Origin of the sequence: Thiomonas sp., assembly GCF_034007205.1 — a bacterium.
Lineage (GTDB): Bacteria > Pseudomonadota > Gammaproteobacteria > Burkholderiales > Burkholderiaceae_C > Thiomonas.
Genome location: NZ_JAVERI010000002.1, coordinates 139614 through 152509 on the forward strand (window position 1 = coordinate 139614; position 12896 = coordinate 152509).

The 12896-nt window shown below is 66.3% G+C and carries 10 protein-coding genes; 8 read left to right on the forward strand and 2 right to left on the reverse strand.

Features of this window, described 5'->3' with window-relative positions:
* Positions 1-9 precede the first annotated feature (9 nt).
* Entirely contained in the window at positions 10-1065 is a 1056-nt protein-coding gene (locus tag RBR52_RS02315; RefSeq protein WP_320375555.1) for an MBL fold metallo-hydrolase, read from the reverse strand.
* A gap of 70 nt (positions 1066-1135) precedes the next feature.
* Here RBR52_RS02315 and RBR52_RS02320 point away from each other — a divergent pair, with 70 nt between their 5' ends.
* Both RBR52_RS02320 and RBR52_RS02325 read left to right on the forward strand, forming a co-directional pair.
* Complete coding sequence (locus tag RBR52_RS02320) at positions 1136-1540, forward strand: MerR family DNA-binding transcriptional regulator (protein WP_320375556.1); 405 nt, start codon at positions 1136-1138, stop codon at positions 1538-1540.
* A gap of 132 nt (positions 1541-1672) precedes the next feature.
* Positions 1673-2851: an isovaleryl-CoA dehydrogenase gene (locus tag RBR52_RS02325; RefSeq protein WP_320375707.1), complete on the forward strand. Its 1179-nt coding sequence runs from the start codon at positions 1673-1675 to the stop codon at positions 2849-2851.
* Between the two features lie 366 nt (positions 2852-3217).
* Here the strand turns inward: RBR52_RS02325 and RBR52_RS02330 are convergent, their stop codons facing one another.
* Positions 3218-4372 (reverse strand): aminotransferase class V-fold PLP-dependent enzyme, encoded by a 1155-nt coding sequence (locus RBR52_RS02330; protein ID WP_320375557.1) that lies wholly within the window; start codon positions 4370-4372, stop codon positions 3218-3220.
* Between the two features lie 140 nt (positions 4373-4512).
* Here RBR52_RS02330 and aceK point away from each other — a divergent pair, with 140 nt between their 5' ends.
* The 6 genes from aceK (at position 4513) to RBR52_RS02360 (ending at position 12857) form a co-directional block, all read left to right on the forward strand.
* On the forward strand, positions 4513-6333 hold the full coding sequence (gene aceK / locus RBR52_RS02335; protein WP_320375558.1) for a bifunctional isocitrate dehydrogenase kinase/phosphatase: 1821 nt from the start codon (positions 4513-4515) through the stop codon (positions 6331-6333).
* Complete coding sequence (locus tag RBR52_RS02340) at positions 6330-7511, forward strand: acetyl-CoA C-acyltransferase (protein WP_320375559.1); 1182 nt, start codon at positions 6330-6332, stop codon at positions 7509-7511. The genes aceK and RBR52_RS02340 overlap by 4 nt, the downstream gene beginning before the upstream one ends.
* A gap of 123 nt (positions 7512-7634) precedes the next feature.
* Positions 7635-8762 carry an acyl-CoA dehydrogenase family protein gene (locus RBR52_RS02345; RefSeq protein ID WP_320375560.1) on the forward strand — a complete coding sequence of 376 codons (1128 nt, stop codon included), beginning with the start codon at positions 7635-7637 and terminating at the stop codon, positions 8760-8762.
* Between the two features lie 17 nt (positions 8763-8779).
* Entirely contained in the window at positions 8780-9385 is a 606-nt protein-coding gene (locus RBR52_RS02350; RefSeq protein WP_320375561.1) for a 2-hydroxychromene-2-carboxylate isomerase, read from the forward strand.
* A gap of 133 nt (positions 9386-9518) precedes the next feature.
* Complete coding sequence (locus RBR52_RS02355) at positions 9519-11222, forward strand: AMP-binding protein (protein WP_320375562.1); 1704 nt, start codon at positions 9519-9521, stop codon at positions 11220-11222.
* Between the two features lie 27 nt (positions 11223-11249).
* The gene (locus RBR52_RS02360; RefSeq protein ID WP_320375563.1) at positions 11250-12857 is read left to right on the forward strand and encodes a carboxyl transferase domain-containing protein; all 1608 of its coding nucleotides are present in this window, start codon (positions 11250-11252) and stop codon (positions 12855-12857) included.
* The last annotated feature ends 39 nt before the right edge of the window (positions 12858-12896 follow it).

Below are 12896 nucleotides of genomic sequence, written 5' to 3' on the forward strand. Positions count from 1 at the left end.
GCGCAGGCACTACCGCACGAAGCGGTACACCCCATCGTCGACCACGCGGCGCAGTTGTCCGTCGAACCACAGCTTGTGCAGATGGGCGATGGACTCGCCCATGGCGAAGGTCATCTGATGCACGTCCAGCGTGCGTTTGAACAGCACGGGCAGCAGGTCGGCCGCGGTTTGCGGTGTGGCGCAGGCGGCCACCACCTCGGCCAGACGTTCGCGGTGATGCTGCTGCAACTGCGTGATGCGGGCCAGCGCGCCGCGGAAGGGCAGGCCGTGCGAGGGCAAAACCAGCGTGTCTTCGGTCAAAAGCGTGGCAAAGCGCGCCAGGCTGTCGAGAAACTGTTGCAAGGGGTTGGACAGCGGTTCGTTGTCGTTCACGCTGATGTTGGTGGAAATGCGCGGCAGCAGCATGTCGCCGGCGATGAACAGGGCGTCCTTCTCGCAATGCAGACTGATGTGCTCCGGCGCGTGACCATAGCCCGCCACGCAGCGCCAGTCGCGTGTGCCGATGCGCAGCACGTCGCCGTCCTGCAGGCGCACGAAGCGCGTGGGCATCGCGGGTACCAGGCCGGTGTAGTAGTCGGTGCGCTTGCGGATGGCGGCCAGGGTGTCGGGGTCGGCAAGTCCGTGCGCGGCAAAGTGAGCCGCCATCAGCTCGCCGCCGATGGCGATGCAGCCGCGCGCGGCCATGCAGGATATGGCGTAGTCGGTGGCGCTCATCCACAGCAGGCAGTTCCAGCGCGCAGTGAGCCAGTGCGCCAGCCCCACATGGTCGGGGTGCATGTGCGTGACCACGACGCGCAGCACCGGCAGGCCGCGCAACTGCGTGGCGAACACCTGCTCCCACGCTGCGCGGGTCGGCGCGGAATCGATGCCGCAATCGACGAGGGTCCAGCCGCGCACGCCGTCGAGGGTGTCTTCCAGCAGCCAGAGGTTGATGTGATTCAACGCGAAAGGCAGGCCCATGCGCAGCCAGCGCACGCCAGGGCCCAGTTCGACGCTCTCGCCCAGTGAGGGCGTTGTGTCTCCAAAGGGGTAACGGATGGCATCAGCGGCAGGTGGAGTGGGCATGGCAGGCGGAATTTTTTGATCTCGGGGTAGACTTGACGTTAACGTCAACTGCCACCGAGTATAGGCACGAATGAAAAAAACCGCCGCTGCCTCCGCCGCCGCCACCTTCACCATTGGCGAACTGGCCCGCGAGTTCGACCTCACCACCCGTGCCATCCGTTTCTACGAAGAAGCCGGCCTGCTCAGCCCGCAGCGCGAGGGCCGGCTGCGTGTCTACACCCAGGGCGACCGCACGCGGCTGAAGCTCACCCAGCGCGGCAAGCGGCTGGGCCTGAGCCTGGCCGAGATCAAGGAATTGGTGATGATGTACGAGTCGCCGCGCGATACCGTGCCGCAATTGCGCCGCTATCTCGAAGTGCTGGCCGCGCATCGCGCCGACATCGAAGCCCGCATGGCCGACCTGCGCGCGACGCTGGAGGAGGTTCGCGCCTATGAGTCTGAGGCGCGCAGTCTGCTCAAAAAGCTGGGCGGATGATGCCGTTGCTGCTTGCCGAAGAATCAATTTACTTTGACGTAAACGGAAGGTAAGATCGCCGACGTAGCGGATGGCGTTCAGGCGGGATGGACGCTTGCCGAACCAAAAAACGAGGAGACTCCGATGCCCCCCATGCAACTGCCCGGACTGGACTTCCAACTCGGCGAGGACATCGCCGCGCTGCGCGAGGCGGTGCGCGACTTCGCGCAGGCCGAGATCGCTCCGCGCGCCGCCGAGATCGACCGCAGCGACCAGTTCCCGCTGGACCTGTGGCGCAAGTTCGGCGACCTGGGACTGCTGGGCGTGACCGTTCCCGAGGCCGACGGCGGCACGGGCATGGGTTATGTGGCGCATATGGTGGCGATGGAGGAAATCTCGCGCGCCAGCGCGTCGGTGGGACTGAGCTACGGCGCGCATTCCAACCTGTGCGTCAACCAGATCCGCCGCAACGGCAGCGCAGCGCAGAAGGCGAAATACCTGCCCAAGCTGCTCAGCGGCGAGCATGTCGGTGCGCTGGCGATGAGCGAGACCGGCGCCGGCAGCGACGTGGTGGGCATGAAGCTGCGGGCGGACGAACGTGGAGACGCCTTTGTGCTCAACGGCAGCAAGATGTGGATCACCAACGGGCCCGACGCCGACGTGCTGGTCGTCTACGCCAAGACCGACCCGGCGGCCGGCCCCAGGGGCATCACTGCCTTTCTGGTGGAAAAGGGCTTCAAGGGCTTTTCGGTGGCGCAGAAGCTCGACAAGCTGGGCATGCGCGGCAGCCACACCGGTGAGCTGGTGTTCCAGGATTGCGAGGTTCCCGCCGACAACGTGCTGGGCGAGGCGGGCGGCGGGGTGCGGGTGCTGATGAGCGGGCTGGACTACGAGCGCGCGGTGCTCGCCGCCGGGCCGGTGGGCATCATGCAGGCGGTGATGGACAACGTCGTTCCTTATGTGCACGAGCGCAGACAGTTCGGCCAGGCCATCGGCGAGTTCCAGCTCATCCAGGGCAAGCTCGCCGATATGTACACCGTGCTGCAGGCCGCGCGCAGCCTGCTCTACACCGTCGGCAAGAACCTCGACGCGCTGGGAGATGGCCATGCCCGCAATGTGCGCAAGGACTGTGCTGCGGTCATCCTGTGGTGCGCCGAGAAAGCCACCTGGATGGCCGGTGAGGGCATTCAGATTTTCGGTGGCAACGGCTATATCAACGACTATCCGCTGGGCCGGCTGTGGCGTGACGCCAAGCTTTACGAGATCGGTGCGGGCACATCCGAAATTCGCCGCATGCTCATCGGCCGGGAACTGTTCACGCAAACGGCGTGAAGCACCGCGGCGAACAGGGCTGAGTGATCGATGCGCTTGGAAGACGCTGGAAAACCCCTCCCCCGCTGGCGGGGGAGGTTGGGAGGGGGAAATAGGGGCTTGATTCACCGCCCGATCCCCACCCCAACCCTCCCCACAAGTGGAGAGGGAGTGATGTCACCTTCCCCACTGTGTGGGGAAGGTCGGGAGGGGATACCCACCCCAACCCGTCCAAGGGCTGGCTTGCAAGCCAGCCCCGTTCCTACGGGGCAAAGCCAAGCAGTTGGCTTTGCCTTTTCCGCCTCCACCCCCACGAGTGGAGAGGGAGTGATCTCACCTCTCCCACACCATGGAGAGGCGGGGAGGGAGATTTTTTCGGCGGGTCCTTTAGCGATGCGTCTTTTCCGGCAACTGCAAACCCACCGCGTCGAGCACGGCGTCCAGCCGCTGCACGGCGGCGGGCACGTCCTTCCATTTGTCCAGCCCGAACAGGCCGAGGCGGAAACTCATGTAGTCGTCCGGTTCGTCGCAGGCCAGCGGCACGCCGGCGGCGATCTGCACGCCCTGCGCGGCAAACTTCTTGCCGTTCTGGATGTCGGGATCGCGGGTATAGCTCACCACCACGCCGGGGGCCTGAAAGCCGGGCGCGGCCACGCTCTTGACGCCGCGCCGCTGAAGCGAAGCGCGCACCGCGCGGCCCAATTCCATCTGCGCGGCCTTGAGCGCGGGCAGGCCGTAGCCGAACGCCTCGCGCATCTGGTCGCGCACTTCGGCCAGGGTGTCGGTGGGCAGGGTGGCGTGATAGGCATGCGTGCCTTTTTCGTACGCCTGCATGATCTGATGCCACTTTTTCAGGTCGCAGGCGAAGCTGTCGCTCGTCGTCGTCTGCAGCCGCTGCAAGGCCCGGTCGGACAGCAGGGCGAAGCCGCAGCAGGGCTGGCCGCTCCAGCCCTTTTGCGGCGCGCTGATCAGCACGTCCACGCCGGTGGCCTGCATGTCCACCCACATCGCGCCCGAGGCGATGCAGTCGAGCACGAAAAGACCGCCCACGGCATGCACCGCGTCGGCCACGGCGCGCAGATAGTCGTCGGGCAGCATCATGCCGGCAGACGTTTCCACATGCGGGGCGAACACCACGGCGGGTTTCTCGCGGGCAATAGTGGCGACCACTTCGTCGAGGGGTGCCGGCAAGAAGGGCGACTCGGGCGCATCGGCCACGCGGCGGGCCTTGAGCACCGTCACTTTGTCGGTGAGATGCCCCATGTCGATGATCTGGCTCCAGCGATAGCTGAACCAGCCATTGCGCACGATCAGCACCGGTGCGCCCTGCACGAATTGCCGCGCCACGGCTTCCATGGCAAAGGTGCCGCTGCCGGGCACGATGACCGCCGCCTGCGCGTCGTAGGCCTGTTTGAGCATCCCCGACAGATCGCGCATGACCTGCTGGAAGCGCGCCGACATATGGTTGAGCGAGCGGTCGGTGTACACCACCGAATACTCCAGCAGTCCGTCTGGATCGACATTGGGCAGCAGTGCGGGCATGGCGGTTCTCCTGTTTGGTTTGAATGGTGCAGTCGGGGTCATCCGCGCGACCACATGGCAAAAAGCCTAGCACGGCCCCCGTCTTTACCGCGTCGTCGGTACGGGCTTACAGTGCGTCGGGTGTCGTCTTGCCTGAAGCCATGAACCAGTTCCCGCACCGTCTCGATTCCCCGGTGGCCTTCGCCATGGCGCAGGCCATGCTCGAAGGTTTCAACCGCCACTACCGGCCGTTTCGCCAGGTCAGCGCCGCGGCCAAGCAGCGCTTCGAGCGCGCCGACTGGGCCGGGCAGCAAAAGGCGCAGAGCGACCGCATCGCGTTCTACGACCAGCGGGTCGAGGAGGGCACCGAGCGGCTGCAGCGCGAATTCGACGCCGGGTCGCAGCCGATGGAGGTGTGGCAGCAGGCCAAGCTGCATTTCATCGGGCTGCTGACCAACCACCACCAGCCCGAACTCGCAGAGACCTTTTTCAACTCGGTGACGACCAAGATCCTGCGGCGCGAGCATTTCAACAACGAGTTCCTGTTCGTGCGTCCGGCGGTGTCGACCGAGTACATCGAGAATGACGAGCCTGCGGCCAAGCCCACCTTCCGCGCCTACTACCCGCATACCCACGACGCGCTGCACCGCTGTCTGCGCCGCGCGATCGAGAACTTCCAGCTCGAGCGGCCGTTCGACGACCTCGACCGCGACATCACCGACGTGCTGCGCGAAGTGCGGCGCCGCTTCGGCAGCGACGTGCGGCTGCGCGCGAACTTCCAGATCCAGATGCTCGACTCGCTGTTCTACCGCAACAAGGGGGCGTATGCGGTCGGCAAGGTGATCAACGGCTTCACCGAGTTTCCGCTGGCGCTGCCCATCCTGCACGACGAGCGCGGCAGGCTCTACATCGACACCGTGCTGCTGAGCGAAGACGACCTGCTGCTGCTGTTCTCGTTTGCCCGCGCCTACTTCATGGTCGACATGGAGATTCCGTCGGCGTATGTGCAGTTCCTGCGCAGCCTGATGCCGCGCAAGCCGCGCGCCGAGCTGTACAGCGCGCTCGGCCTGGCCAAGCAGGGCAAGACGCTGTTCTACCGCGACTTCCTCTACCACCTGCGGCATTCGAGCGACCGGTTCATCGTCGCTCCGGGAATCAAGGGCATGGTGATGGTGGTGTTCACGCTGCCGTCGTTTCCCTTCGTGTTCAAGGTCATCAGGGACTTCTACCCGCCGCAGAAGGACACCACGCGCGACAAAATCAAGTCCAAGTACCTGCTGGTCAAGCAGCACGACCGCGTGGGACGCATGGCCGAGACGCTGGAATATTCCAATGTGGCGTTTCCGCGGTCGCGGTTCTCACCCGAACTGATCGACGAAATCCAGACCCACTGCCCGTCGCAGCTCGAGTTCGACGGCGACAGCATCATCATCCGTCACTGCTACATCGAGCGGCGCATGATTCCGCTCAACATCTATCTGCAGGAAGCCGACGACCAGCAGCTCGAGGCCGCGGTGATCGAGTACGGCAACGCCATCAAGGACATGGTTGCGGCCAACATCTTTCCCGGCGACATGCTGTGGAAGAACTTCGGCATCACCCGCCACGGCAAGGTGGTGTTCTACGACTACGACGAAATCGAGTACGTCACCGACTGCAACTTCCGCCGGGTGCCGCAGCCGCGCAACGAGGAGGACGAAATGGCCGCAGAGCCGTGGTATGCGGTCGGGCCGCACGACGTGTTCCCGGAGACCTTCGGACAGTTCCTGCTCGGCAACCCGAAGGTGCGCGCGGTGTTCATGAAACACCACGCCGACCTGCTCGACGTGGCGTTCTGGCAGGAGCACCAGAGCCGAATCCGCGAAGGCTATCTGTACGACGTGTTCCCTTACGACCCGTCGCGGCGCTTTCGCGCCTGCGGCAATGCCGACGCCAAGAGTGTCGATCCGCAAACCCACCACTCTGAACTGGAGGCCACATGAAGTCCGACCCGATTGTGATCGTTTCCGCCGCACGCACCCCCATCGGCGGCCTGCTCGGCGATTTTGCCGCAGTCCCCGCCTGGGAACTCGGCGCCACCGCGATCGCCGCCGCAGTGCAGCGGGCAGGGGTCGAGCCCGCGGCGGTCGACGAAGTCCTGATGGGCAATTGCCTGATGGCCGGGCAGGGGCAGGCGCCGGCGCGGCAGGCGGCATTGAAGGCGGGATTGCCTCAGTCGACCGGCGCGGTCACGCTGTCCAAGATGTGCGGCTCGGGAATGCGCGCGATGATGTTCGCCCACGACATGCTCGCCATCGGCTCGGCCGAAGTGATGGTCGCAGGCGGCATGGAGAGCATGACCAACGCGCCGCACCTCGCCTTCGTTCGCAAGGGGGTGAAGTACGGCATCACCCAGTTCTACGACCACATGGCGCTCGACGGTCTGGAGGACGCCTACGACCGCGGCAAGGCGATGGGGGTGTTTGCCGAGAGCTGCGTGGCCAAGTATGGCTTTACCCGCGAGGAGATGGACCAGTTCGCCATGACCTCGACCGAGCGCAGCAAGCGCGCCAACGAGGACGGCAGCTTCGACTGGGAAATCGCGCCGGTCACCCTACCCGGCAAAACGGGTGAGACGCAGATCAGCCGCGACGAGCAGCCGTTCAAGGCCAGGCTCGACAAGATTCCGGGCCTCAAGCCGGCTTTCAAGAAGGACGGCACCATCACCGCTGCGACCTCGTCGAGCATTTCCGACGGCGCCGTAGCGACCGTGCTGATGCGCGCATCGACCGCCGAAAGACTCGGCTGCACGCCGATCGCGCGCATCGTGTCGCATGCGGTGCACGCGCAGGCGCCCGAATGGTTCACCACCGCTCCGGTCGGTGCGATCCACAAGGTGCTGGACAAGGCCGGCTGGAAGACCGGCGACGTCGGACTGTGGGAGGTCAACGAGGCCTTCGCCGCGGTCACGATGGCGGCGATGCAGGAGTTCAAGCTGCCGCACGACATCGTCAATGTCCACGGCGGCGCGGTGGCGCTGGGCCACCCCATCGGCGCCTCGGGAGCACGCATCGTCGTCACCCTGCTCGGCGCTATGCGGCAGAGGGGTGTCAGGCGCGGGGTCGCGGCGCTGTGCATCGGCGGCGGCGAGGCCACCGCGATGGCTGTCGAACTGCTGTGAGCGCCCAAACACTCCCCACCCCAGCCCTCCCCATGCATGGGGAGGGAGCGGCCTGCTCCTCCCCCACGCTGTGGGGGAGGCTGGGAGGGGGAGTGCATTCCATTGCACGACCACAATCCTGCCATGCTGCTCGATGACGACCACCGCATGATCCGCGACGCCGTGCGCGACTATGCGCAGGCGGAGATCGCGCCGCACGCCGCCGCTTGGGCGCGCGCTGCGCATTTTCCGCGCGAGGCGCTGCAGGGCCTCGCGCGATTGGGCTGCCTGGGAATCGCCGTTCCCGCCGAATGGGACGGCGCCGGGCTCGACTACCTGTCTCTCGCGCTGGCGATCGAGGAAATCGCCGCCGCCGACGGCGCGACCAGCACGATTGTCAGCGTCAACAACTGCCCGGTGTGCTCGATCCTGCTCGCCTGGGCAAGCGACGCGCAAAAGAATCGCTGGCTGCGGCCGCTGGCGCGCGGCGAGATGATCGGCGCGTTCGCCCTGACCGAACCGCAGGCCGGGTCGGACGCTTCGAACCTGCGGACGACCTCGCGGCGCGATGGCGACCATTACGTGCTCGATGGGGTCAAGCAGTTCATCACCAGCGGCAGGAACGGACAGGTGGCGATCGTGCTCGCGGCCACCGACCGCGCCGCCGGCAAGAAGGGCATCAGCGCCTTCATCGTGCCGACCGACACGCCGGGCTATATCGTCGAGCGCATCGAGGACAAGACCGGCCAGTCGGCCAGCGACACCGCGCAGATCCGCTTCGATGGCTGCCGCGTGCCGGTGGACAATCGCATCGGCGCCGAGGGCGAGGGGTACAAGATCGCGCTGTCCGGGCTGGAGGGCGGGCGCATCGGCATCGCCTCGCAGGCGGTGGGCATGGCGCGGGCGGCGTTCGAGCAGGCGCTGCGCTATGCGCGCGAGCGCAGTGCATTCGGCAAGCCGCTGTTCGGGCACCAGGCGGTGCAGTTCCGCCTCGCCGACATGGCGATGCAGATCGAGGCCGCGCGGCAGCTCATCTGGCACGCCGCCAGCCTCAAGGACGCTGGCCAGCCCTGCCTGAAGGAGGCGGCGATGGCCAAGCTGCACGCCAGCCAGATGGCCGAAGCCGTGTGCAGCGCGGCGATGCAGATCCACGGCGGCTACGGCTATGTCGCCGACTTTCCGGTCGAGCGCATCTGGCGCGACGTGCGGGTTTGCCAGATTTACGAAGGCACCAGCGACGTGCAGAAAATGCTCATCGCCCGCGCGCTGTGAAAAACCAGGAGACCTCCATGCCCGTCAGTCCGATCACTTTCTTCTTCGACTTCTCGTCGCCGTATGCCTATCTGGCCAGTACCCGGATCGAGGCGATCGCCGCGCGCCATCTGCGCGACATCGAATGGGTGCCGGTGCTGCTCGGCCCGGTGTTCGAGGCGACCGGGTCGCGGCCGCTGGTCGAGCAGCCGCTCAAGGGCGATTACGCGCGCATCGACATCCCGCGCTCGGCGCGGTTCTACGGCGTGCCCTACCACCAGCCCGATCCGTTCCCGATCGCCACCTTCCAGGCGGCGCGGGTGCTGATCGGGCTGCAGCAGGAGGACGACCAGCATGCGCTGCCCTGGCTGCACGCCTGCTTTGCCGCCTACTTCGCGCACAACCGCAACATCGCCGAGTTGCCGGTGCTCGACGCGATCGGGGCCGAGATCGGGCTGCCTGCCGGAACCGTGGAGCGATTCACCGCCGACGCGGCGATCAAGGCGCGGCTGCGCGCCAACGTCGAGCGCGCGCTGGCTGCGGGCATGTGTGGCGCCCCCTTTATGGTGGCGGACGATCAACCCTTCTGGGGAGTCGACCGGCTGCCACAACTGGAACATTGGCTTCAGACCGGCGGTTTTTGACGCCACAACCGACCCGTGCGCAGTCGCGGGCGTTTGATAAGAGTGCCCCCAGACCTGCCGCATTCGCGTCAGGCCCCCCGAGGGGGATGAGAAAACTTGGGGCGGCCCGGCGTTTTCTCATGAGGAGATCATCATGTCCGACAACGCAGTATCGATGCTGAGCTACGCCTGCGGCGCGACCGACCAGCCGCTGCTGACCCAGACCATCGGCGATTTTTTCGATGCCATGGCGCAGCGCATGGCCGAGCACGAGGCGCTGGTGGTGCGCCAGCAGAACCGGCGCTTGAGCTATGCCGAACTCAAGCGCGAGGTCGACCGGCTGGCCAGCGCGATGCTGCGCAGCGGCCTGCGCAAGGGCGACCGGGTCGGCATCTGGGCGCACAACTGCGTCGAATGGGTGCTGATGCAACTGGCCACCGCCAAGGTCGGGATCATCCTGGTCAACATCAACCCGGCCTACCGCACCGCCGAGGTCGAATACGCGCTCAACAAGGTGGGGTGCAAGGCGCTGGTGACGATGACTGCATTCAAGACCAGCGACTACCTGGCGATGCTGCGCGAGCTCGCTCCCGAACTGCGCGAGCAGCCTGCCGGAACGCTGCACGCCGCGCGGCTGCCCGATCTGCGGCTGGTCGTGCATCTGGGCGCGCACGACGAGCCCGGCATGCTGCGCTTTGCCGACTGGATCGCGCAGGGTGATGCCGGCGACCCGGCGGTCGCTGCGGCTGCCGCGACGCTCGAAGCGCATGAGCCGGTCAACATCCAGTTCACCAGCGGCACCACCGGCTTTCCCAAGGGCGCGACGCTGACCCACAGCAACATCCTGAACAACGGCTACTTCATCGGCGAGGCGATGAAGCTGACCGCGCAGGATCGGCTGTGCATCCCGGTGCCGCTCTACCACTGCTTCGGCATGGTGCTGGGCAACCTCGCCTGCCTCACCCACGGCGCGACCATCGTCTACCCCAACGATGCCTTCGACCCGCTGCTCGCCCTGCAGGCGGTGCAGGAAGAGCGCTGCACCGGGCTGCACGGCGTGCCGACCATGTTCATCGCCATGCTCGACCATCCGCGGTTCAAGGAGTACGACCTGTCGACGCTGCGCACCGGCATCATGGCCGGCAGCCCCTGCCCGATCGAGGTGATGAAGCGGGTGGTGCGCGACATGCACCTGGCGGAAATCACCATTGCCTACGGCATGACCGAGACCTCGCCGGTGAGCTGCCAGAGTTCGACCGACACCCCGCTGGACAAGCGGGTGAGCACGGTGGGCCAGGTGCAGCCGCACCTGGAAGTGAAAGTCGTCGATTCGCAGACCGGCCAGGTGGTGCCGCGCGGCACGCCGGGCGAACTCTGCACCCGCGGCTATTCGGTGATGCACGGCTACTGGGGAGACGAGGAGCAGACCCGCGAGGCGATCGACCGTGATGGCTGGATGCACACCGGCGACCTCGCGACCATGGACACCGAGGGCTATGTCAACATCGTCGGTCGCATCAAGGACATGGTGATCCGCGGCGGCGAGAACGTCTACCCGCGCGAGGTCGAGGAGTTCCTCTACCGCCACCCGATGGTGCAGGACGTGCAGGTGGTCGGCGTTCCCGACCCGAAGTACGGCGAGGAACTGTGCGCCTGGATCATCCCCAAGGCCGGAACGCAGCCGACCGAGGACGACATCCGCGACTTCTGCAAAGGGCAAATCGCGCACTACAAGATCCCGCGCTACATCCGCTTCGTGCCGAGCTTTCCGCTGACCATCACCGGCAAGGTGCAGAAGTTCAAGATCCGCGAGGCGATGCAGCAGGAACTCGGGCTGAGCGCCGAAAAGACCGCCTGAAGGCGCCCCCATCCACCATCCCGACCCATGTCCATACTCGAAACCCGAATCAACCCGCGCAGCGCCGAGTTCGCCGCCAATGCAGCGGCGATGCAGTCGCTGGTCGACGACCTGCGCGCGCGCCTGAACCGCGTGGCCGAGGGCGGCGGCGAAGCAGCGCGCGCCAGGCATGTCGCCCGCGGCAAGCTGCTGCCGCGCGACCGCGTCGCCGAACTGCTCGATCCCGGATCGCCGTTTCTCGAGTTTTCTCCGCTGGCCGCGCTCGGGCTGTACGACGACGCCGCTCCGGGAGCCGGGATCATCACCGGAATCGGCCGGGTCAGCGGGCGCGAATGCATGATCGTGTGCAACGACGCCACGGTCAAGGGAGGCACCTATTACCCGATGACCGTCAAAAAGCACCTGCGCGCGCAGGAGATTGCCCGCGAGAACCGTCTGCCCTGCATCTACCTGGTCGATTCCGGCGGCGCCAACCTGCCGAATCAGGACGAGGTGTTCCCCGACCGCGACCACTTCGGCCGCATTTTCTACAACCAGGCGACGCTGAGTGCGGAAGGCATCGCGCAGATCGCGGTGGTCATGGGCTCGTGTACCGCCGGCGGCGCGTATGTGCCGGCGATGAGCGACGAGTCGATCATCGTCGCCAACCAGGGAACGATCTTCCTCGGCGGCCCGCCGCTGGTCAAGGCCGCCACCGGCGAGGAGGTCAGCGCCGAGGAACTGGGCGGTGGCGACGTCCACACCCGGCTGTCGGGCGTGGCGGACCATCTGGCGCGCAACGACGCGCATGCGCTGGACATCGCGCGGCGCATCGTCTCGCGGCTGCGCCCGGCCGAGCGCGCCGCGGTCGATCTGCGCGAACCGCGCGAACCGCTGTATGCGGCCGACGAGCTGTACGGCCTGATCCCGACCGACACGCGCAAGCCCTACGACGTGCGCGAGGTCATCGCCCGGCTGGTCGACGGCTCCGACTTCGACGAATTCAAGTCGCGCTTCGGCTCGACCCTGGTCACCGGATTCGCGCATCTGCACGGCATGCCGGTGGGCATACTCGCCAACAACGGCATCCTGTTTTCCGACAGCGCGGTCAAGGGCGCGCATTTCATCGAACTGTGCTGCCAGCGCCGCATCCCGCTGGTGTTCCTGCAGAACATCACCGGATTCATGGTCGGCAGGAAGGCCGAGAACGAGGGCATCGCCCGCCACGGCGCCAAGCTGGTCACGGCAGTGGCCTGCGCCGCCGTGCCGAAATTCACCGTGATCATCGGCGGCTCGTTCGGCGCCGGCAACTACGGCATGTGCGGCAGAGCCTACGGCCCGCGCCAGCTCTGGATGTGGCCCAACGCCCGCATCAGCGTGATGGGCGGCGAGCAGGCGGCGAGCGTGCTCGCCACGGTGCGGCGCGACGGCATCGAGGCGCGCGGCGGCAGTTGGAGCGCGCAGGAGGAAGAGGCGTTCAAGGCGCCGATCCGCGCGCAGTACGAAACCCAGGGCCATCCCTACTACGCCACCGCGCGGCTGTGGGACGACGGCATCATCGACCCGGCCCAGACGCGGCGGGTGCTGGCGCTGGGCCTGTCGGCGGCGCTCAACGCGCCGATTGCGCAAACGCGCTTCGGCGTGTTTCGCATGTGATGTGTATCATTGCAGTAATTTCTACACATTGCAGGGGAT